Source organism: Phormidesmis sp. 146-12, assembly GCF_052939495.1.
Genome location: NZ_JBJPHS010000041.1, coordinates 20374 through 42591, shown reverse-complemented (window position 1 = coordinate 42591; position 22218 = coordinate 20374). Strand labels below are relative to the sequence as shown.

The window sequence follows — 22218 nt, the reverse complement described above, 5'->3', positions numbered from 1 at the left end:
TCGAGATCTGCTTGTTGAGCGGAGGCGAACACGATCTAGGCTGTATCTTGCCGCAATTCTGGTTGCTCAAATTCGCCAAATTGCTGGATCAAAATTGCAACTAGACCCGTCCATCCCGTTTGATGACTGGCACCGATTCCTGCGCCGTTGTCACCCTGAAAGTATTCGTAGAACAAAATCAAATCTTGCCAGTGGGGATTGTTTTGGAAGACTTGAGTTCCGCCATAAACTGGACGCTGACCCGCCTCATTTCTAAGGAAGATTCGGATCAGTCGCTGTGACAATTCTGCTGCGGCTTCTTGTAGATTCAGCAGTTGACCAGAACCCGTCGGACACTCAACCTTAAAATCATTTCCCAAGTAGCGGTGAAATGTTTGGAGCGATTCAATGAGGAGAAAATTGACCGGAAACCAAATTGGACCTCGCCAGTTAGAATTGCCGCCGAATAGACCACTACTAGACTCAGCCGGTTCATAATCGACTCGAAACTGAGTACCATTCGCATCAAAAATATAGGGGTGTTGAGCATGATGTTTAGAAATTGCCCGAATGCCGTAATCACTCAGAAATTCAGTTTCATTGAGCATTGTTTGCAGAATGCTCTGGAGCTTGTCTTGAGAAACGATCGCGAATAATCGCCGCGCTTTCATCCCGGTTGTTTCCATACAAGCAACATTACGTTTAAGGTCAGGACGATTCTGGATAAACCATTCCAGGCGCTTCTTAAAATTCGGGAGTTGTTCGAGCGTTTGGGGTTCCAAGATGGCTACGGCAAATAGGGGAATCAATCCGACCATCGATCGCACTTTTAAGGCAATCTGGCGATCGTCCGGTAAGTGCAGCACATCGTAATAGAAGCCATCTTCCTGGCTCCAGAGGGAGACATCCCGATCGCCAATGTGATTCATTGCATCAGCAATGTAGAGATAGTGTTCAAAAAACTTCGTAGCAATATCTTCGTAGACGGGATTTGTTTTGGCAAGCTCCAGTGCGATCGTTAACATATTGAGACAGTACATTCCCATCCAACTAGTGCCATCCGATTGATCAATGTGTCCACCTGTTGGGAGCATTGCACTGCGATCGAATACTCCAATGTTATCGAGTCCTAAGAAGCCACCCTGAAACACATTTTTACCTTCAACATCTTTGCGATTAACCCACCAGGTAAAATTGAGCATCAGTTTTTGAAACACTCGTTCGAGAAATTGTCGATCGCTATGTCCATACATCTCTTGCTCAAGTTTGTAGATGCGCCAAGTTGCCCAGGCATGAACGGGCGGATTCACATCGCCAAATGCCCACTCGTAAGCTGGGATTTGTCCATTTGGGTGCATGTACCATTCCCGCGTTAGCACATCAAGCTGATACTTCGCAAAGTCGGGATCAAGCATCGCTAGCGGAATGCAGTGAAACGCCAAATCCCAGGCGGCAAACCAGGGATACTCCCACTTATCAGGCATTGAGAGGATGTCATCGGTGTAGAAATGAAACCATTCGTGATTTCTTCCCTGTTTGCGATCTCGCGGCGGTGCATGAGAATCGCCTTTCAACCAATCCCCCACAATGTAATGATAAAACTGCTTGCTCCAGAGCATTCCAGCAAAGGCTTGTCGTTGTATAGTTTGCAAGTCTTTACTTAATGTGGAAGGAACAAGATGCTGATAGAAATCGTTCGCTTCTTGTTGTCTTGCTAGAAATGAAGTGCTGAATTCCCGACCAAATGGCTCTATCAAATTGGGCAGATCACTCAATCTCAATTGAATCGTTTTAGTTGCTCCAGCCTCGATCGTGAACTGATAATGAGCGGCTGCTTTGGTACCCGTTTGCTCCGGATTGACAGCTTCTTTGCGCCCCTGCATCACATATTCATGAATGCTGTCTTTCACATAGGGCGAAGGATTAGGACATCCGAAGATGCGATCGCAGTTCGTCTCATTCTCAGTAAATAAAAGCTCAGGATTTCCCTGCACATAGAGCCATCGTTTTCCTAACGTCGGGTGACTTGCTTCAATCACATTCGCGCCATTGTCTGTTTGCGCATGCAAGATGGGTTTATCCGTCACGCCATTCCAAGACCACGTATTCCTAAACCATAGTGTCGGCAAAATACGCAGCGATTTTGCTTCTGCCCCACGATTCGTAATCGTAATTTGAATCAGAACATCCTCAGCAGAGTGCTTTGCATACTCGATCAACACATCAAAGTAACGATCTTGCTCAAATACACCCGTCTCTAGCAGTTCAAACTCTGGCTCTTGGCGATTTCTGCGACGGTTCTCTTCAACTAATTGAGCGTAGGGAAATGCTTGATGCGGATATTTATAGAGTGCTTTCATGTAGGAATGAGTCGGAGTATTGTCTAGATAGAAGTAATACTCTTTGACATCTTCTCCATGATTGCCTTCACTACCGTTGAGTCCAAACAATCGCTCTTTGAGAATTGGATCTTCGCCGTTCCAAAGCGCGATCGCAAAACACAGTCGTTGGTGGTTATCCGAAATGCCGAACAATCCATCTTCGCCCCAGCGATAGGCACGCGATCGCGCTTGATCGTGAGTGAAGTAGTCCCAGGCTGTCCCATGAGGGCTATAGTCTTCGCGCACCGTTCCCCATTGTCGATCGCTTAGATACGGACCCCATCTGCGCCAGTGTGCCTGACGAGTCGATGCTTCTTGCAGTCGCTGTGCTTCTGTACTGGCCATTGTTGTCGTACTCCCTGCAAGAAAATAGGTTCCCATTTGGAGTATCAACCGTGAAGCTAATAAAAGGCTGAGGACGGAATGAGAAGTTGCTGAGAAATGAGCAACCACGATCGCATTAAGCTGGAATAAACTTGAGGGAAACGCCGTTCATGCAGTATCGTTTTCCGGTTGGAGCAGGCCCATCTTTGAAGACGTGTCCTAGATGTCCCCCGCAGCGGCGGCAATGAACTTCAGTCCGGGCGATAAACAGCGATCGATCCGTAGTTGTTCCGATCGCTCCCTCAATTGCAGCATAGAAACTGGGCCAGCCTGTTCCACTGTCGAACTTGGTGGATGAGGCAAACAGAGGTAAATCACAGCCCGCACAACCGTAGGTTCCAGCATCATACTGCTTATCCAATGGACTGCTACCTGCCCGCTCGGTTCCATGCTTCCGGAGTACCCGAAATTGAGCAGGGGTCAAAATCTCGCGCCACTCGTTTTCAGGTTTAATCACCTCAAACGCTTCTTTAGATGTCGTCATGTTTTCTGTTTCTCCAAGTGAATAACCGGATAAACTAACTGAGCTAAGTGCTGCGACTCCAGCTAGTAGAAAATATTGTCTCTTCATCGTGATGGTTGCAGTAAAGTTGAGCAATCCCAGTGGGAAACATCAGAATCGCCCAAGTTACAACTTCTAGCCCTCGCCCCCATAGAAACTGAGGCGACCGAAGCCCAAAAACTGCCCCAATCCGTTTTCTCCTTCTGGAAACGCAGTCACACCAAATTCGTAAATACCACCGAATTGTGGATTTGATTTTGCTTCTAGTGCAACAGTGACTGTGCTACCCGGTTGTACAGGCTGATCAAAGACGATCGTCACGGCTTTAGAATTTTCAGGTTGTCCACCAACACTTGCAAGTGCAATCGCAGACTTGGCAGTGTAGTGATTTCCTGTAGATGCCTTACTGTTGCTCACATCAAATCGAATCGTTTCTAGATTCTCAGCTTGAGCGATCGTAATGGCTTTGAGCGGTTGTCCAGCATCTGCGGGCAGTGAGACTGTGAATTGGTAGGTGGACGGGGTGCTGGCTGATTGTTGCGAGGTCGATGACCAAGTTAAGCGAGGAGCAGCCGAGAAGAAGGTTTGTCTAGCGATGGACTTAATCTGAGCGGTCTAAGTTGCCGCCTGAGACACGTTTACTGCGGGTTGAACGGCTTGAGGCTGGGTTTGAGCAGTCCCGACTTCAAACAGCCTGGGATGAGTAGGATTCTTGAAATCTTGGGAGAGCGCAGGAGAGTGGGCGCTAGCGATCGTGGCAACGGTAAGAGCGGCACTTGCGATGAATGTATGGAATTTCATGATCAATCTCCTCGGTGTTAGTTGTTCGCTCTGGTTTCTGACTTGAGAAACTTTGAACTTAACTATCATTAAAGGCTGGCTAAATGAGATACCCCTGAACGGTAAGGCGTTTTTTCCATAAGAGCTAGCTAAAAATCTGCTGAGAGCGAGAGATTTAGACAAAAAGCTGAACAACGCCTGTAATATTTTCACTGCCATGACCTTGAGCGATCGCAGTTCGGTAAATATCCCTCACAGCAGCGGCAGTTGGGATCGTTGCCTCCAAACTTTGAGCCGTTTGAGTCACGTAGCGAAAATCTTTCTCGACCAGATTGATTGGAAATAGCGGCACATGATTTTGAGACACCATCAAACTTCCGGCTCCTTTAGCTGCCAGACTGAGAACAGGCAAATCTCCCAAGCATTCCATCGCTTTTTCTGAACGGATGCCATCTTTAGATAACATCCCTAACAGTTCTGCTAAAGCTGCGACTTGAATGCCAAAGAGAGCATTAACCGCTAGTTTCATCGTCATGCCTTGACCAACAGATCCAACGTGATGAGTCGTTGCCACTCCAGCCGCCGTTAAAGTAGATCCTACCTGCGTTAAGGTTTCCGCTTGTCCACCCACTAGCGAAATCAGCTTTCCAATCTCTGCTTGAGGGCGAGAACCAATCACAGGTGCATCAAGAAAACCTGCTCCACTCTGGGCAATGGCTGCACCCAATTCTCTAACCCAATCCACCGTTAATGTGCTCATCTCGATCGCAATTTTATTGGGCGTTAATCCCAAGATTGCACCTGTTTCAGCAGCAAGCCAGACTTGGCGCGAGATCTCGTTGTCCGTCACCATACTAACCACCACATCGCTTTGCTCAGCCGCAGCACGGGGAGTTGTCGCAAAAGTTGCCCCGATATCGACTAACGGCTGCGCTTTTTCGATTGTGCGGTTATGTACAACTACTGAGTAACCTGCATTGAGAAGGTTATGAGCCAGCCTCGAACCCATCGCACCTAGACCAATAACCGCAACTGTTTTCATGCTCATTTTGAGATATCTCCCTAAATTAATCGATCCATTGAGTGCAAGAAAAAATCCTGCACCGTTCACTACACTGATGAGTCAGACGAGATGTAACTTAACTTTCGAGATGACCTCACTATAGGCATTGCTGAATCAACAATAAATACAAAATTCTGAACTTCTCTCATGTAATATTTGCACGAATACTTCATAATTCATGCGTAAAATTTATGGAATCCAGCAAATTTTAGAGATTAATGCTTATAATGCAGCAATTCATCGATTCAACCTCGGCACTCAGTTATGGAATTATCTGTCCTGCAAACCTTTGTGGATGTTGTGAAGCAAGGTAGCTTTGCGGCTGTGGCGCGAGAGCGAAATGTTGATCCTTCATCCGTATCACGCGCGATCGCAGGTTTAGAAGAAGAGCTAGGGATTCGTCTGCTCCAGCGCACAACCCGACAGCTATCGCCCACAGAAGCGGGGATGGCGTATTTTCAGAGAATTGAACCGTTGGTCGATGAGATGCAGCAGGCGATCGATGTTGCGGCTGATATATCTGGACAACCGAAGGGCACATTGCGGATTACAGCCTCCGTTTCCTTTGGGCTGAAGCGCATTGTCCCGTTACTGCCTGACTTCAAATCGAGGTATCCCGATCTCACGGTCGATCTATTTCTAACCGATACGACTGTCGATTTATTCACAGAACGTATTGACCTTGCTATCCGGCTCGGATTATTGACAGACTCGACATTAATCGCCCAACAACTGATGCAAACTCGTTATTTTGTCTGTGCGAGTCCGCAGTATCTTAACCAAAAAGGACACCCAAAAATCCCTAGCGATATCGAGAACCATACCTGTTTGCTGTTCCCACTAGCAGGATTTCGATCGAGATGGAGATTCAAAAATCGCGATCAAGAAGAAACCGAGGTTTTTGTTCAAGGGCACACGATTATCTCGAATGCGATCGCGCTTCAGCACTGTGCAATTGCAGGGATGGGATTGGCATTACTCCCCAACTGGTTGATTGAAGACGACTTACGAGACGGTAGGCTTGTCGATGTTTTTGCCAGTTATGCTGTGACGGCGACAGAGTTTTGTACTGCTGCTTGGCTGGTTTATCCCTCCCGTGCTTATGTTCCGCTCAAAGTTCGAGTTTTCATTGATTTTCTCAAGCAATTTATTTCGGGCTAAGTGCGCGTCGATCAATTCGGTTGTTGCTGCCAGCGTCGTCGAAGCAGATAGGTGAAAGATCTGGGTAGTGAAGCGGAGGTTAGGGACTTGCCAAGAAATAGAATCCCAGTCATTCTAGAGAGGATGAGAGGAGTTACCTAGATGCAGCCTCAGTCCCCTAGGCTAGAATCACCAGCATTGATGTTGACAGAAGTGATTCAAGCAACGCTCAAAGATGCAGCCCAAAAGTTAAGCGGTAGCCGCAAGCGAGACTTCATCGCGAAGGTGACGCAAGACTACTTAGACGGTTCAGCCCGCAAAGCGGAAACGATGTTTGGCTGGAATCGGCATAGTGTGCAACTCGGACTGCATGAGCGTCGGACTGGGATGGTGTGTGGATGACTATCGCGCCCGTGGACGACATAAAAGTGAGGAGAAGTTGCCTAATCTCGAAGCCGATATTCGTTCGCTAGTGGAACGATACACGCAAGCCGACCCCAAGTTTCAATCGACGTTTGCTTATGCCCGGATCAGTGCAAGAGCAGTCCGAGAAGCGTTGATGAATGAGAAAAGCTATGGGGAAGCTCAATTACCGAATCGTCAAACTATCGGTGCAATTCTCAATCGGATGGGATACCGCTTAAAAAAACACAAAAAACCAAACCCTTGAAAAAGATTCCCGAAACCGATGCGATCTTCGAGAACGTGTTTGCCGCCAACCAATCGGCAGACGAGCATCCCAAAACCTTGCGACTGTCTATCGATAGCAACGCGAAAGTGAAGATTGGCACCTCTCGCGGTGGCAAAGACCGAGGAATTGAACCCGTGCAAGCGGATGACCCTGATAGAGAATGGAGTGCGGTTCTGGTTCCCTTGGGCATTCTCAATACTGAAACAGACAAGTTATCGATCGACTTGGGGCAATTTGCCGAGACCAGTGATTTCATCGTGGACTGCTTGAGTGATGGGTAGCGTGTTCATCAAGCCGAATACCCTCATCTCGACGAACTCACCATTGACTTAGATGGCGGTTCTGCGACTCGCAGTCACCGTACCCAGTTCATCAAGCGCATCGTGGAATTTGCTCAAATGACGCACTTGAAGATCCACCTCGTTTACTGTCCGCCGTATCATAGCAAGTACAATCCGTAGGCTTCGCCTCACCGAAGGTGCGTGAACGGTGTTGGGCGGCACTTGAGAACTATTGGAATGGGACGGTACTCGACTCAATCGATGCGGCAATCCGTTGGGCAAGTAACATGACCTGGAAGGGAATTGCTCCGATAGTTCATCTACTGGATACCCTCTACGACAAAGGAGTTAAAGTTCCGCTTTCAGAACTAGAAGCATCCTACCTTCCATTCTGGCAACGCTCTGAAACCTTGCCCAAATGGGATGTCAGGGGTCTGAGTAGTAACGAAACAGAAACTCCCGTTAAGGCTGAAACCCTTGTCAGAAAGACATTCTAATAGTCATACTCTTTCGGATCACCGGGATTACGGAGTGGACGACTTCCTCCTTGTTGAATTGCTTCAGATACATCGAACTGATAACGTCCCAGCACATTGATATGAGTATGTGCCAAGGGTGACAGCCTCGCTACGTCTTCTAGATTGATCTCCAACCCTTGCGCTTGTAAATGCTGTAATGCGGCATTCATATAGAAGGTATTCCATAGCACCAAAACATTCACAACCAGCCCTAACGTGTTGAGTTGGTCTTCCTGCCCTTCCCGATAACGCTGGCGAATTTCACCCTTCTGCCCGTAGCAGATGGTTCTAGCAAGATTATGCCGCCCCTCTCCCCGATTCAGTTGGGTCAAAATCCGGCGACGATACGACTCATCATCGACGTAGTGCAGCAAATATAACGTCTTTGCTATCCGTCCGAGATCGCCAATGGCTTTGCCCAGCGTAGACGGTTTGCCACCTCGTTGCAGCACTCGCATAATTTCCAAAGCGCTGACAGTGCCCAACTTGAGTGACCCTGCTAGCCGTAGCATGTCATCCCAAGAAGCCTCAATTAACTCTGTCTTGACCCGCTGCCGTGCCAAGCCATTGAGGACTCCATAATCAGCCTCTCGATCCAAGCGCCAAAATCTAGCTTCTCCTGCATCAGCAAGCCGAGGACTGAACTGGTAACCTAACAGCCAAAATAGCCCAAAGACGATATCACTATAGCCAGAAGTGTCCGTCATAATTTCTCTGGGACGTAGACTGGTGCGTTGCTCCAATAATCCCATCAGCACCACCAAAGAATCCCGCAATGTTCCCGGAACCACCAACCCATGAAAGCCTGTGAACTGGTCAGAAGTGAAGTTGTAATAGGTAATGCCTCGACCTCTGCCGAAGTACTTGCTATTGGAACCTGCATTCAGCGTCCGGACTGGCACTACAAATCGAATCCCATCCGCAGAAGCCACGTCTCCTCCTCCCCAGGCCTGTGCCAGGGGAATTTGAGGTTGAGCATCCACAAGTCGGGCGTTCGCGGCAGCGAGGGTTTCAGCCCGGATGTAATGCTGTTGTACCCAGTTCAAATGGTGACGGGCTAAGGCTGGAATCTCTTGACGAACCACTGGACGCAGCCCAATGTTGCAAGCAGAGGCAATGAGCGCTGCACACAAACTCATGGGTAAATCTGCGGCTCGAATGCTCTCATCGTTAACATGGGTAAACTCAGTCAAAAATTGAGTCTTGGCATGGATTTCCAAAATCGCTTCTGGCAAATCTACGTAGGGAAGCAGCGCTGTAACCTGGTGTCTCAGGGCAAGCAAATGATCTGACTCTTCCAACTTGTCTAGGTTGCGAATGGACAGAGTATCTCGTCCCTTCTCACGCTCGATTCGGATGGCTGCATTAGTAGGAAGGTTGTTAGCTGTTCTTTGATATGCCTCATGCAACTGCTGTTCTAGCTTCTGTAACTCAGGTTGTGGTGTTGCTTCTAAATTCAGCGTCCGGCAAACCTGAGCACGAGCTGTTTCCCAGGCTTCTCCCTGTAAGAGTTTGGCATGAGGATTACTCCAGCGCACACTGGGAATGACAAATAAATCTCGTCGAGTCACTCCTTCCATCAACTGTTCTAAAACTCAGAATGTGTAGGCACAACGGTCAATTTCTCCAGTCGGTAGGACAACCCAACGCGCCCATCCTTTGCTGACAATGTTCAACGGTGCAGCCTTCAGATTCGGTTTGTGCTTCCCTTCAATTGATTTCAGAAACTGAATCGCTGACAGAATGGATTGCCCCGCCTTGTTGGCTTGGAAATCAATGGTTTTCAGCAATAGCGGTAAAAACAACCGCACCTGTCGCCACCGTGCCATGACCTCAGGATAATACTGATCTTCCGGTGGGCGTGCCAGTGCCTCTACCAGTGCAACCGCTTCCGCCAGCTTTGCTTGAGGTATGCGGGTGAAAATCGCTTCTCGGACAGTTCCCTCTGCCTCATCTAAATTGAGCAAGATCGTGCAAGCTTCACCGAGTTGTAAAGCAGCCGCATCCAGGTCTTTGAGTGTCCGGAGGCGCTCCTTCTTCCCATCCCGTGCTGATTTTGCCAGTAACTCTTTGACCAGTAACTCCAGCATATCCAGGATGTCATCTTGGGCAATGGCTTCCATTTCATGAGCAAATGCCAATAGGGTGGCAATGCGACGTTCAACGGGCATCCGAGCGATAGCTTGTGCCCGCACGGTCAACGCTGTGCGTGAGAGTGCTTTCAAGCGACTCGGTGGGATTCTAGAAAAATTGAGATGGCTGACTTCTAACTCACGCACCTGGCTCAACCGATTCAAGGCATCCACCAACGCTGGAGCACTCCAACGAGCCGGGGAGCGACGCAGGCGGTCTAAGGGCGTTTGTCGAGTCTTATCATTCGCGAGCAGCAATGCTTCTAAGCGACTTTGCTGCTTGGCATTGGGGATCCGTGCTAATTGGCACCAGGCTCGATTGGCGACTCGCTCTCGCACACTAGACACCAACCGCTCTAAAACGGTCACCCCTGGCAAAAGCAGCTTCTGCTCCACCAACTGAGCGGTTGCCAGGTCAAACAAAACGCTGGGAGCTTCTGTCCCAACCCAAGCTCTTCCATAAAGCCAGCGGATAAATCGCCAGCGTTCGGGCTGGTCACTAAATTCTCGGTAACCACCGTGTTGCCGAATCTCTTGGGCATGCTCCCAGTGAGTGTTTGAACGTTCTAAATAACGTGATAAGCAGGCTGGATTGCTGATCTGCAATTGGTTCGCAAGATGAGAAATGACACCGCTTGGAACATCAATCGGATTTGCTAGAAATGTTCCCAGAAACCGCACCGAACAAAGTTGCACAGCAAAGCCAAGCCGGTGATGCTGACCTCGACACCTGATGACCAGGGATCGATCTGTGTCCTCCAGATGAAAGTAGAGAGCAAGTTGTTCCGACGTTGGTTCACCTGCATAGCATCCGTAGCGCTGCCGCTGCGCCTCCGTTAAAAAACTAACCGGCATTCAGCTTCTCCCAAACTCAATCGCTTGTCTGTACCGAATAGAGTATAGGCTATTTGGTACACTAGATCTGAACCACCCAGTATGGCTTTGAAGCCTCAATTTTCCAGAGGGTTTAATTGGTACAACAAATTGCCATCTATTGTCGGGTTTCGACGACGGATCAATCCTGTGAACGACAAGAGCGGGATTTGTTGGAATATGCTGCCAAAGCAAGCTATCAAGTTGTAGGAATTTGGAAGGAGACCGCCGCGGGCACGAAACAGAATCGAGTAGAACGACAGAAGGTCTTGGTGATGGCACAAGCCCGCAAGATTGATGCAATTTTAGTAACTGAAATGACTCGCTGGGGGCGCAGCACGATTGACCTCATTCAAACGTTACAGGAACTACACGCTTGGGGGGTGTCTCTCATTGCTCAGACGGGCATTCAATTTGATTTAAACACGTCCCAAGGTCGGTTGATTGCGAATTTGATGGCATCTCTAGCAGAGTTTGAGCGAGATTTAGTTCGTGAGCGCGTCCGGTCTGGCATTGCTGCTGCTAGGGCACGCGGACAGAAGTTAGGGAGGCAGGCAGGACAACGGGTGAGAGCAGATCGATTGGCTCCTCAGGTATTACAAATGGTGGAGCAGGGCAGTTCCTATCGCACCATTGCTCAGGCGTTGCACTTGAGTAAAACCACCGTTAATGACATTGTCAAACGACATCGACAATTGCATCCTAATTCTCAAGTTAAACAACCAACTATGGCACTTCGAAAACAATCCACAACTCAGACCATTTATCAACTGAAAATTACACTTAAAGATGTTCGTCCGCCAATTTGGAGACGGGTGCAAGTTGCCAGTGAGAGAACACTGGGGAAATTACATCAGATTATTCAGGAAGCAATGGGATGGTCAAATTCCCACCTCCACACGTTTGCAATTGGGGAAATGGAGTATGGTCAGCCCATGCCAGAATATGATTTTGATGTCAGAGACGAACAACGGGTAAAGTTGAGCCAGATCATAACTCGAGAGAAGTTTAAGTTCCTCTATACCTATGACATGGGCGATTCTTGGGAACATGAGATTTTAGTAGAGAAAGTGCTGTCCGCAGACCCGCAGGTTCGCTATCCGGTTTGTTTAACCGGTAAACGGGCTTGTCCACCGGAGGACTGCGGTGGCGTGTGGGGCTATGCCGAGTTTCTGGAAGCGATTCGACAGCCGGATCATTCAGACCATGAAGCGATGTTGGACTGGGTTGGTGGTGAATTTGACTCGGAGTTCTTTGACCTGGATGCTGTGAATCGATTGTTGAGGCAGGTTCGATAAACAAGAGATTACCTTCAATCCAAAATCTATATACAGCAGGCTCCCCAGCCTTAACGGGAGTTTCTGTTCCGTTACTACTCAGACCCCTGCTCCCACTCTAGTCATTTGGGGTAGGCAAGATCCAATGGTTCCCGTGAGCCATGCTCAAAATGCTGCCAAAATTATCCCGAACACTCAACTAGAACTTTTTGAGCAGTGTGGTCATTGGAGTCCAATCGAGTATCCACAAAAATTCAATCAGCTAGTTTTAGAGTTTTTGTCTTGAATATTGAATTGATAGTCGCCATTGAATGAAGCGGACGAGCGAAAGATCTTGCTAGTGAAGCAGAGGTTACCTGCCTCGCTTATTTGAGTCGTCAGCCGCGATCGAATCCTCTTGAGCACAGCCCGAATTCGAGGTTTTATTTCAGGCGCTCAACTAAGTGATCCCCAACTCGAAGTGCATTCGCAATGATAGTCAGCGTCGGATTAACTGCTGCACTAGAACGAAAGAAACTGCTATCAACAACGTACAAATTATCCACATCATGAGTGCGGCAATTGGAGTCTAAAACAGACGTTGCGGGGTCTTCTCCAAAGCGACAGGTTCCACATTGATGCGCGACTCCTTGCAGAGGAAGTTTCTTCTTGAAATAGAACGAACAGGGAATGATGCGATCGCCGCAGCCAATCGTTTTTAACACCTCAATCCAGCGATGCAATAGACGATCGTAGGCTTCCGTGTTGTTTTCGGTATAGTCAAGCTCGATCTCGCCGTTTTTCACCTGCACCCGATTGTTGGGATCAGGCAAATCTTCAGCCGTCAGCCACCAATCGACTGAGTGATTGGCTAAAGCGGTAAAGGTGTGCTTCTCTTGAAAAGAAACTCCCGCGATCGTAGGAGACTCCATTGCAATCATGTCTCCATTAACTTTACCTAAAAGCTGCACGTGCCCCATCGGATAGTTAAATCCTGCTTCGCCCCAGTAGAAATCATTGATTGCCATCGTCTTCTGAAAGATCGTGGGATTTTCTTTCCGGCTAATGCCGATAATTGCTCCATTCTGGTGCTTCATCAAATTACGTCCAACTTGATCAGACTGGTTTGCGAGTCCGTTCGGATGTCGATCGTTTGCCGATCTCAGAAGCAATGCGGCGGAATTAATCGCACCACAAGCGACTACTACAATACTTCCAGAGAATTGACGCACTTTTCCATCAATTTCAGCTTCTACTGCCGTGATTTCTCGACCCGATGCACTTGTCAGTAACCGTTCTACTTTTGCTTGTGTAATCAGCGTGACATTGCTAAACTGCTCTGCTGAACGCACACAATTGATATCGGCATCTGCTTTCGCATCGACCAAGCAGGGAAATCCATCACAGGTATTACAGCGAATACAGGCACTCAAATGACGATCGACTTCGTTAAGCTTAATTGCTAAAGGTAAGTAGAACGGATTTAAGCCCTTGCCTCTCAGCGCATTATGAATCTCTTGAATGCGAGGTTCGTGCTGAATAGGAGGATAAGGATACGATTGGCTTGCTGTGGGTTCGGTAGGATCAATGCCATGTGACCCGTGAACTTCATAGAGCTTCTCTGCCTGCGTGTAATATGGCTCAAAGTCGCGATACTTCAACGACCATTCGGGCGAGATGCCGCCTTTGTGCATCACTTGATCGAAATCCCGCTCCCGCCAGCGAAACAGTGCCCCTCCGTAGACTTTAGTATTGCCACCCACAAAGTAGCCGACTCCGGGATGGAGTTCACGCCCGTTTTTGTCGCGCCATACTTCGGAAGTGTGGTAGCGGTCTTGCTGCACAACGGCTACGGTGTCCCAATTCTCTTTTTCTCGGGGTAGAAAGCCACCCCGCTCTAGTACCAAAATCTTCTGACCTGTAGCAGCTAACCGATGTGCAAGTGTTCCACCGCCCGCTCCAGTCCCAATAATGATAATGTCATAATGCTCAGACATCGTATTCTCCTAGTTTATTGAGCAGGCTCAGAGATCTTTTCAGAGATCTTTAAGGTTGATAGAGGATGCTATGGTCTCGCTCTTCAATCGAGAGTCAGAAGATCGTGCGGTAGAGGTTCGTTACCCGGCCATTGCGATCGATAGCCACAGCGAAAAATACAGCGTTTAGAGTTGTGATGATGAAGTTTGGCGCAGCGCACAGCGTTCCGTCCATTCAGTCGCACATAGAGTTCGGCAGCTAACAGCATTCCCAACAGTGGCGCAGTGAAGTATATCCAGATCGCTGTCCAATTTTGTGCTGGAATCGCTGATGCTAAAGTACGAGCAGGATTCATGCTCATTCCAGAAAAAGGAGCCTCGATCGCAATGTAAATCGCGACTAGAACTCCTGCAAAAATACCTGTAAACCGGGACAATTTTGGATGGTTAGACGTAATTAAAACCATCAACATTAAGCCGAACGAGATCAACAGTTCTGCTAAAAATGCTGTTCCAATTCCGGTGGAGCCTGGAATTGTTACGGCATAGTTTACGCTGGGATGAGCGATCGCATCTTTCACAAGCTTTGCTGCGATTAGAACGCCTAGTAAGCCCCCAATGCACTGCGCCACAATGTAGAAAAGTGCGTCGAACGGCTCAATCTTGCCAAGGCGAAAGAAGGTGAGTGTGATTACCGGATTAATGTGCGCCCCCGATTGCTTGCCCCACGGTGAATAGATGATTGCGATCGCGGTCATTCCCATCGTGATCCCAATGATCAAACGGCGTAACAACGGATCAGAAATGGCTTGTCGAACTTGAGAAGGGGGATATTCCAGCAAAACAGTCATTAGACTAGCCGCTAGCATGAAAATGGCTAGACAGGCGGCTTCCATCAAGTATTCAGGATAGTGGCGACGTAATATGTTCATGACGCTCCCTCGTAAACGTCTAACCTGCCATCCAGATGATTCACTTCCCAACGGGTTTGATCTCCGACTCGCCAAAATCGCAAATTCACTTTGGCAGTCCCCACAACCAAGTGGTTTAGTGTTAAATCTGGCAACCATTCTGGAAGAACAGGCTGCACTCGTAATTGGTGGTTAGGAGCATCTGCTGACAGTCCAAGCAGGGTGCGAATGAGTAAGAAAATTGATCCGGCTGCCCAAGCTTGCGGAATGTTGGCATCTGGATACGGAACCGGGAACCTTTCTGGCGTGCGCTTAATTCCTGCAAATAGCTCTGGCATTCGTCCAGACTCAAAATAACTCGCTGCTGCAAAGGTCGCTTCAGCAATTCGATTGGCTTCTAGGTCATAGCCATACCGCTTCAATCCAGCCGCAATGATTGAATTGTCGTGGGGCCAAACGCTGCCCAGTTGATAACTAATTGGGTTGTAAGCTGGATTCTGCTCTGAGAGCGTGCGGATTCCCCACCCACACCATAGATCAGGCTGAAAGAGGCGTGCGACCAAACGACGAGCGCGATCTGGTGGTACAATTCCCGACCAGAGCAAGTGCCCTGGATTGGAAGTGATCGATCGAATTTGCTGTTTCTGGCTATCTAAACCCAAGCAATAGAACCCTTCTTCCTCCATCCAAAAGCGATCGTTAAATCGCTGATAGAGATCTTTTGCTTTCTGACGCAGTGTTTTGGCGCGATCGCAATCTCCCCAAATGTCGTAAATTTTAGCGGCTCTTTGCCACGCATCATAAACATAGCCTTGCACTTCGCAGAGCGCGATCGGCGGATCAACCTGACAACCTTCGGAATCTACGATCGAGTCTCCCGAATCCTTCCACCCCTGATTCCGCAAACCGTTCTTAGAGCGGGTCAGGTACTCAACAAACCCATCTCCGTCAAAATCACCATCGCGATCAATCCAGGCTAACGCCCGTTCTAGCGGAACTCGACAGGTTTCAAGCAACTTGAGATCAGCATTCCAACAATACGCTTCTGCTAGCGTAATAATCCAAAGAATAGTAGCTTCGACAGTACCATAGTAGGGCGTGTGTGGAACTTCATGTAGGTGTGCGAGTTCCCCTTGTCGAATTTCATGCAGGATCTTACCGGGTTGAGCATCGCGCCAATCATCGGACTGAGTTGCCTGTAACTGAGCGAGCTTAACTAACGTTCCGCGCCCAAACTCATAGTTCACTGCCATTGTTTGCAAACTAGCAATGATGGAGTCACGTCCAAACACTGCAACAAACCATGGAATTCCAGCGGCTGGCATCCAAAAGGTTTGCCCGTTGTCTTCGACTTCGATCCGCAATGCTCCCATATCCATTAATGCTTGCTGATAAGTCGCCATTACCTCAACATTAGAAGACTGTGCCTGTGTTGCAGTATCGACAAAGTTTGCCATGATTTGTCCGGCTTTCGTCACCGTAATGTCAGCACTGGTGTGCATCGGCTCTAGCACTTCTCCATCCACAAGCGCCGTGAAGTTGACGCAGGTGTGCCAAGTTTTACCGGGATCGAGCGTAATGTCAAAAAATAGCCGACCGTTGGCGTAGTGTGGCAGCGTACCATCGCCATCAGGTGCAACAATGATGCCTCTGCGAAAGGTATCATTCTGATACATCGTCGTCAGTATATGATTTCTCCACACCGTTTCGACTTGACCGCGTGCTAATAGGCGTTTTCCTTTGACTTGAAAGATATCCGCAAAATCCGATCTTATCGTTAGCATTAGCTGAAAGTTGACGCGATCGTGATGATGATTTGTGATGTCAACGTCTTCGTGCATTCCACCCAGAATGTCACGCCGAACTGCAATGATTAAACGCCCTTGAGGCAAGGTTTCATCAACAGTTAATAACGCCGGATTAGTGAATGTGTAGATCGCCACGCGATGGCTGATGCTACTGGATGCTAATAGTTGGAGTGGAATGCGATTGATCGAAATCTCATAGTACGAAATCAATCGAGTATCGCGGACAAAGAATCCTTGAGCGCGATCGTCATCAATTGAACCATCACGGGCTGTGACCAGAAAGGAGGAACCATCACTGATTACAACTTGTTCAGCGTTAACGGCAACTTTTGCAGGCATAATTTATCTCTCTCAAATTGAAGAATTAAAAATTAAGATAGGCAACCCGTTATATCAGGATCTGCATCGAAGCAGATAAGACTAAGGAAACTAGGGTTATCTGATAGTTTTTGAGCGACGAGGAAAGCATCAATCTCGTTGTGCTTGCTCCCAACATTGAACCCTGGTTCACACTGCTTTCTCAAAGCGAGTTGTTGTGAATTTTGAGATTGAGAAACGTCGAGACGGTTAGTCTCTAGAATTCTTGTGTTGTTGTCAAAGAAGTTGTCAAGTCCTTAGTCATTAGAACGCGATCATGGCGTTGATAGCCAGTTCTGTCATAGAGACGCTGTGCGTCAAGATTTTCAGAATCCGCTTCTAGATGAAGTGCGCGGACTCCTATAACTTGGCAGGTCTCTTCCACAAATACTAACGTCTGCGTACCAATTCCTTTTCCACGGTGTCGGGGTCGGAGATAAAATTCATCGATAAAGGCATCTCTCCCTCGATATTCCAGGCTGTAACCGAGCGTCAGAATGATATAGCCAATCACTTCATCCTCTTGGTAAATCAGCCACGCTTGTCCTAGAGAGGCATCCGTTAAAAAACGTTTTAGGACATTGCGATCGACAGTCTCATCAAACGGCAGGTTTTCATGTTCATGAAACTCCTGGACAAGTTTTAGAAGCATGGTAAGGTCGGCGATCTCTGCCAGTCGATAGTTAATTAGCATTTGACGTTCTCTCAATGAAATAGTCATTTACTACGTTGAACTGAAGAGTTAGAAAGGGAGACAAAACTAATTTTAAAGTAAATTGCTCGAAGCACGTTATCAGAACATCGTAGATGATCGTGTACTGTGATCCAAAATGGGAAAGCTCTCGCTAACTTGAGGTTCAGGAAATTAGGATTATTTGATCCCGATCTCATTGCTCTTGATAGTTCCAGAGCAATCCACCATCCACAAAAAACGTGCTGCCTGTGATGTAATCAGCATCTGAAGAAGACAAGAATGCAACCAGCGCAGCAATATCTTGAGGTTGACCTAAGCGACCTAGCGGAATGTTGCTAAGTAAAGCGTTGAGCTTTTGTGGATTGTTAAGTAGCTGTGTGTTGATTGGGGTTTCGATCGCACCCGGTGCCACATTGTTAATCGTAATCCCTAACGAACCTAACTCCACTGCCAGGTTACGAGTTAACATTTTCAGTCCACCTTTACTAATGCAGTAAGCTGCAAAATTAGGGAAAGGCAGATCCTCATGAACCGAACTGATATTAATAATTTTCCCGGGGCGCTTCGTCTTAATCAGATGTTGAACAAAGGCTTGTGTGGCAAAGAAAACCCCTTTCAAGTTGACGTTAAGCACACGATCGTAGTCTGCTTCCAAAACCTCCCAGAAAGGCGCGTGTTCTTCAATTCCAGCATTATTGACCAAAATATCTAGCTTGCCAAAATGCTCAATACTTTCTGCAATCAGTTGGCGCACCTCTTGAACACTGCCCAAATCTGCCTGAATGGTGTGACCCTGAGCATTAGAACATTGTGCCATGTGGCAGTTCCCCCCAATGGCTTGCACTTTTGCCAGAGTTTCCTCTGCTCCTTCTGGATGCGATCGATAATTGATCACCACATTCGCGCCCGCTTGAGCCAATCGCAGGACAATTCCTTGACCAATTCCTTGACTGCTACCCGTCACCAGTACAACTTTTCCTTCGAGTGCCATGTGTGTTTCCCGATGATTGAATAAGTTCAACAGATCTAAAAGAATGGCAACTGTGTGGTAAATCTGCACAATTCTACTAAGCAGTTGCCAAGGATATGGTGTGTAGCCTCAGTCTCCAACATCTACATTGACTAAGGGGTAAAGATAGAGGTAAAGTTAAAGCCAAACTTGCGAGTTAACCTATCTTGCACTGCACAAATAAGGGAAAATTCATGATTCCTCTTCAAGTTTTTGGGGTTGGTGCTTGCTCTATACCTACGGGTCTATATAGACTGGAGAACAGGGTTTGTAGTCGTTTGAGCTTCGGTAAGTCATGGACGACGACATAAGGATGCATCGGATTACGATCGATGAAATTTTGATGATAATCCTCAGCGGCGTAAAACTTCTGCAAAGGAACAACCTGGGTCACAATTGGTTTTGAGAAACTACGCACCTGGTTAAGTTGATCAATGTAAGCCTGTGCAACCTGCTGCTGCTCATTGCTCGTAAAAAAGATGGCTGAACGATATTGGGGGCCATGATCAGGACTTTGTTGATTCAGTTGGGTGGGGTCGTGCGCGACTGAAAAGTATATTTTTAGAAGCTGACCGTAGGAAATCTGTGATGGATCATACGTAATCTGCACTGATTCGGCATGTCCTGTTAATCTAGAACTGACGATTTCATAATAGGCAGTTGCAGCACTTCCCCCAGAGTAGCCAGAGACGACTTGAGAAACTCCCTTCAAATGCTCGAATACTGCTTCCACTCCCCAGAAACAACCTCCCGCAAAAACGGCGGTTTGCTTTCCCGTAACGGTAGAAAGATTAGTCACTGGATCGGGAATCGTAGGCGCGACTCCTTGCGGGTAGCTCGAAGAGATCGCAGTTGATGAACGGCTAGAGTCTGGCAGCGTGACTCGAAGTATTGAGAGAAGTGCAATCACTGTGAGCGATGCAATTACAACTCCAGATATCAAATAACGGGTACGGGCAACAGTGTAAGTGGACATAGGAGCAACAAGCCTTAGATTAGGGCAATTAGGGTTAGCTTCTACAGTAAGGTTCTAGACTGAGAATCGTCCAAACACGACCTGAGATTTTCTGAATAATTTGCTGAGAAAGCTCAAGTAGTCTTCCGCTGCTATGTTAAACGCGATCGCGAAGTTATACTTCGATAGGTAGCTGAACACTAACGTTGTTCCTTCGGTCGTCGAAGTGATTGTCAATTGTCCGCTATGAGCCATCACAATTTGTTTGACGATCGCAAGTCCTAATTCTGTTCCAGAAGGCTTTGTTGAACAGAATGGTTCAGTCAATTTGGGAAGAATCTCGGCTGGAATCGGATCGCCGCCATTATGAATCTGAATCCAGACTTGATTTGAATTCGCCCCACAAGTTACTTCACACCTGACGAGATCGCCCTCAGGGATCGCTTCTAAAGCATTCCGAAACAGATTAATAAACACCTGTTTCAACTTATCTAAATCCCCTGGAACTTCAATATCTGGTAGAGCATTTGTCAGTTCGATCCGTCGCCCGATCACTTCTGGCATCTCCCGAATCTGAGTCAGTAATTCATTCAGAAAATCACCCAGTTTCAGTCTTGAAAGCTGCATGATCTGGGGTTTAGCATAAAGCAGAATTTCGTTTAGCAGATGTTTGAGGCGGTGAGATTTGCTCAACGACAGTGCCAATCGCTCCTGAGCAGAAGCAGAAGGCAGAACAGATTGAGCATACCCCAACCCTATCTCGATCGTGGTGAGTGGAGTCTGTACCTCATGAACAATCGTGGCAGCAAACTGACCCATCGCAGCAAGTCGTTCACGTTCAATCAGTCTTACCTGAGCGAGGCGAAGTTCTTCGGTGCGGGCGGCGACTTCTTGTTCTAAAGCTTCATTAAACTGCTGCTGTCGCTGATAGAGACGATAGTTGTCGATCGCAGTTGCCGCCCGTTCTGTGAAGAGTTCTACGGTGCGGATTTCATCGGAGGTGAACTGACGCGGTTCGTGCATGAAAGAACAAATCGTGCCGATGATGCCATTGTGAGTGGTTCGCAGAGGAACTCCTAAATAGCAGCGATACTCTTCGAGTCGCGAGAGACTCCAAAACGCAATGTTCATATTCAAATGGCCCAGAAGTTTGTTGATCCATCCTCAATTTCGGACGGTAAAGTTTTAGAAGCGGAGATTCGCTCGTTTTGAGCAGGTTTCTAAAATCGGTAGAGTCAGTGTAAAGGTGCTACCGATGCCGGGTTGAGAATCGATCAACAGCGTTCCTCCCATTCGCTCAACCAGGGTTTTGACGATCGTTAACCCCAGTCCTGTTCCTCCAGTCGAGCGAGTTCGAGACGGATCAATTCGGTAGAAGGGTTTAAAAATTAAGTCTTGTTGGGAGAGAGGAATGCCCTCCCCGCGATCGCGAACCTGAATGATTGCCTGATCACGAATCTGATCCACGCCAATGACAATTGCGCTGTTGTGAGTCGAGTACCGAATCGCATTCTGAATCAAATGATAAATTGATTGATTCAAAGCATCGCGATCCGTTTGCACTCGAACTGGAAATGAAGTCATCTCCGTTTGAATCGATCGATGGTCAAACCGCTCAGTCATACGGCAATATCACGCACAAATTCATTCAGAATTAAGGGTTCTTGAACTGACATTAAATCCAGACTTTCTACTCGTGCAAGTTCAATCAGGTCTTGCAAAATTAGTGTGATTCGTTCTGCTTCAGCAGTTGCCATTGCTAGGCTTTCTTGTTGAGCTTCGGTGAGACTCTGACTGCGCTTTAGAGTTCGTTGCAGATAGCCATAAACTAAGCTCAGAGGAGACCGTAACTCATGGGCCAAATTGTTTGTAAACTGGCGTTGCTGATGTTTCACAGCAGTGAGTTGTGTAGTCATCTGATGCCAGTGCTGGGCAAGCTGTTTGAGTTCGCTAGGGGCGTGGCGGGGACTGTATGACTTTGGAGATTTACTAGTGCTATCAGTTATCCACTGGGTAAACTCGTGAATTGGTTTCAGCACAATCCAGATTGCTATCACATTGACTAACATCATGCCGCTCAGTGTGAGTAGACCCAGTGTTGTGAATCGATTGACTAAGAGCAGCAACTGATTCACTGTCATTCTTTCTGGCTGCATCATAGTCAGCATTTGAGCTTCTTGATGGCACAGGAACAGATAAACTGCTACTGCGATCGCAAACACCATAACTGCGATCGCACTCAGCCAAAACTGAAATGTGGCAAAATCGAACGCTGCTCTCTTCCGCTTGTCTAATACTCTTGAAAGTCTACTCAGCCAGCGCATGAACTTTTACTCGCAATGGGTAATTGAATAGGCTTGAATTAGACTAAGCTTCTGTAAAATAGCGCGATGATTTTAGGTAAGAAGCTGTTTTCTTTGCCTATATTGAATAGCATAATTGCCGAACCTGAGTAATTGCTGAGTAACCAATTAAAAAACGCCACATTGACTCAACGGAGACTGCAATATTAACTTTTGGTGTAGTTT

At 47.5% G+C, this 22218-nt stretch carries 20 protein-coding genes and 2 pseudogenes; 7 read left to right on the top strand and 15 right to left on the bottom strand.

The features are described from left to right. Positions 1–35 precede the first annotated feature (35 nt). The 5 genes from ACKFKF_RS17905 to ACKFKF_RS17885 form a co-directional block, all read right to left on the bottom strand. Positions 36–2741 carry an MGH1-like glycoside hydrolase domain-containing protein gene (locus ACKFKF_RS17905; RefSeq protein WP_446868927.1) on the bottom strand — a complete coding sequence of 902 codons (2706 nt, stop codon included), beginning with the start codon at positions 2739–2741 and terminating at the stop codon, positions 36–38. 79 nt (positions 2742–2820) lie between these two features. After that, positions 2821–3228 (bottom strand): peptide-methionine (R)-S-oxide reductase MsrB, encoded by a 408-nt coding sequence (msrB, locus tag ACKFKF_RS17900; RefSeq protein WP_446868926.1) that lies wholly within the window; start codon positions 3226–3228, stop codon positions 2821–2823. 153 nt (positions 3229–3381) lie between these two features. After that, positions 3382–3843, bottom strand: a complete 462-nt coding sequence (locus tag ACKFKF_RS17895) for a DUF2808 domain-containing protein (protein ID WP_446868950.1) — start codon at positions 3841–3843, stop codon at positions 3382–3384. Between the two features lie 18 nt (positions 3844–3861). Next, the gene (locus ACKFKF_RS17890) at positions 3862–4047 is read right to left on the bottom strand and encodes a hypothetical protein (protein ID WP_446868925.1); all 186 of its coding nucleotides are present in this window, start codon (positions 4045–4047) and stop codon (positions 3862–3864) included. A gap of 154 nt (positions 4048–4201) precedes the next feature. Beyond that, positions 4202–5074 (bottom strand): NAD(P)-dependent oxidoreductase, encoded by an 873-nt coding sequence (locus ACKFKF_RS17885; RefSeq protein WP_446868924.1) that lies wholly within the window; start codon positions 5072–5074, stop codon positions 4202–4204. 279 nt (positions 5075–5353) lie between these two features. Between ACKFKF_RS17885 and ACKFKF_RS17880 the strand changes: the two genes are divergently transcribed. From ACKFKF_RS17880 to ACKFKF_RS17860, 5 genes and pseudogenes are all read left to right on the top strand, one after another. After that, complete coding sequence (locus tag ACKFKF_RS17880) at positions 5354–6250, top strand: LysR substrate-binding domain-containing protein (protein ID WP_446868923.1); 897 nt, start codon at positions 5354–5356, stop codon at positions 6248–6250. Between the two features lie 141 nt (positions 6251–6391). Further along, complete coding sequence (locus ACKFKF_RS17875; RefSeq protein ID WP_446868922.1) at positions 6392–6631, top strand: hypothetical protein; 240 nt, start codon at positions 6392–6394, stop codon at positions 6629–6631. Beyond that, entirely contained in the window at positions 6600–6899 is a 300-nt protein-coding gene (locus ACKFKF_RS17870) for an ISAzo13-like element transposase-related protein (RefSeq protein WP_446868921.1), read from the top strand. The genes ACKFKF_RS17875 and ACKFKF_RS17870 overlap by 32 nt, the downstream gene beginning before the upstream one ends. Then, positions 6896–7381, top strand: a pseudogene (locus ACKFKF_RS17865) (ISAzo13-like element transposase-related protein). Before ACKFKF_RS17870 ends, ACKFKF_RS17865 begins: the two are co-directional and overlap by 4 nt. A 17-nt stretch (positions 7382–7398) precedes the next feature. Beyond that, positions 7399–7698 (top strand): ISAzo13-like element transposase-related protein, encoded by a 300-nt coding sequence (locus tag ACKFKF_RS17860; RefSeq protein WP_446868920.1) that lies wholly within the window; start codon positions 7399–7401, stop codon positions 7696–7698. Here the strand turns inward: ACKFKF_RS17860 and ACKFKF_RS17855 are convergent. Continuing rightward, positions 7695–10706 (bottom strand): annotated as a pseudogene (locus tag ACKFKF_RS17855) (Tn3 family transposase). The gene ACKFKF_RS17860 and the pseudogene ACKFKF_RS17855 overlap by 4 nt on opposite strands. Positions 10707–10822: 116 nt before the next feature. Between ACKFKF_RS17855 and ACKFKF_RS17850 the strand changes: the two are divergent. Further along, a complete protein-coding gene (locus ACKFKF_RS17850; protein WP_446868919.1) occupies positions 10823–12022 on the top strand; it encodes an IS1096 element passenger TnpR family protein in 1200 nt (399 codons plus the stop codon). Positions 12023–12029: 7 nt separating this feature from the next. Beyond that, positions 12030–12287, top strand: coding sequence for an alpha/beta fold hydrolase (locus ACKFKF_RS17845; protein WP_446868949.1), 258 nt, complete (start codon positions 12030–12032; stop codon positions 12285–12287). A gap of 136 nt (positions 12288–12423) precedes the next feature. On the opposite strand, the gene ACKFKF_RS17840 is transcribed toward ACKFKF_RS17845, so the two are convergent. The 9 genes from ACKFKF_RS17840 to ACKFKF_RS17800 form a co-directional block, all read right to left on the bottom strand. Beyond that, positions 12424–13977 carry a GMC oxidoreductase gene (locus tag ACKFKF_RS17840; RefSeq protein WP_446868918.1) on the bottom strand — a complete coding sequence of 518 codons (1554 nt, stop codon included), beginning with the start codon at positions 13975–13977 and terminating at the stop codon, positions 12424–12426. An 83-nt stretch (positions 13978–14060) separates the two neighbouring features. Beyond that, on the bottom strand, positions 14061–14888 hold the full coding sequence (locus ACKFKF_RS17835) for an MIP/aquaporin family protein (RefSeq protein ID WP_446868917.1): 828 nt from the start codon (positions 14886–14888) through the stop codon (positions 14061–14063). Beyond that, the gene (locus ACKFKF_RS17830) at positions 14885–17014 is read right to left on the bottom strand and encodes an amylo-alpha-1,6-glucosidase (RefSeq protein WP_446868916.1); all 2130 of its coding nucleotides are present in this window, start codon (positions 17012–17014) and stop codon (positions 14885–14887) included. Before ACKFKF_RS17830 ends, ACKFKF_RS17835 begins: the two co-directional genes overlap by 4 nt. Before the next feature lie 235 nt (positions 17015–17249). Beyond that, the gene (locus ACKFKF_RS17825) at positions 17250–17753 is read right to left on the bottom strand and encodes an N-acetyltransferase family protein (RefSeq protein WP_446868915.1); all 504 of its coding nucleotides are present in this window, start codon (positions 17751–17753) and stop codon (positions 17250–17252) included. 166 nt (positions 17754–17919) lie between these two features. Continuing rightward, complete coding sequence (locus tag ACKFKF_RS17820; RefSeq protein WP_446868914.1) at positions 17920–18717, bottom strand: SDR family NAD(P)-dependent oxidoreductase; 798 nt, start codon at positions 18715–18717, stop codon at positions 17920–17922. A gap of 223 nt (positions 18718–18940) precedes the next feature. Beyond that, the gene (gene msrA / locus ACKFKF_RS17815) at positions 18941–19711 is read right to left on the bottom strand and encodes a peptide-methionine (S)-S-oxide reductase MsrA (protein ID WP_446868913.1); all 771 of its coding nucleotides are present in this window, start codon (positions 19709–19711) and stop codon (positions 18941–18943) included. Between the two features lie 54 nt (positions 19712–19765). Further along, the gene (locus tag ACKFKF_RS17810; protein WP_446868912.1) at positions 19766–20821 is read right to left on the bottom strand and encodes an ATP-binding protein; all 1056 of its coding nucleotides are present in this window, start codon (positions 20819–20821) and stop codon (positions 19766–19768) included. Between the two features lie 54 nt (positions 20822–20875). Continuing rightward, entirely contained in the window at positions 20876–21313 is a 438-nt protein-coding gene (locus tag ACKFKF_RS17805) for a sensor histidine kinase (RefSeq protein ID WP_446868911.1), read from the bottom strand. Next, entirely contained in the window at positions 21310–22014 is a 705-nt protein-coding gene (locus ACKFKF_RS17800) for a histidine kinase dimerization/phospho-acceptor domain-containing protein (RefSeq protein WP_446868910.1), read from the bottom strand. The genes ACKFKF_RS17805 and ACKFKF_RS17800 overlap by 4 nt, the downstream gene beginning before the upstream one ends. Between the last annotated feature and the right edge of the window lie 204 nt (positions 22015–22218).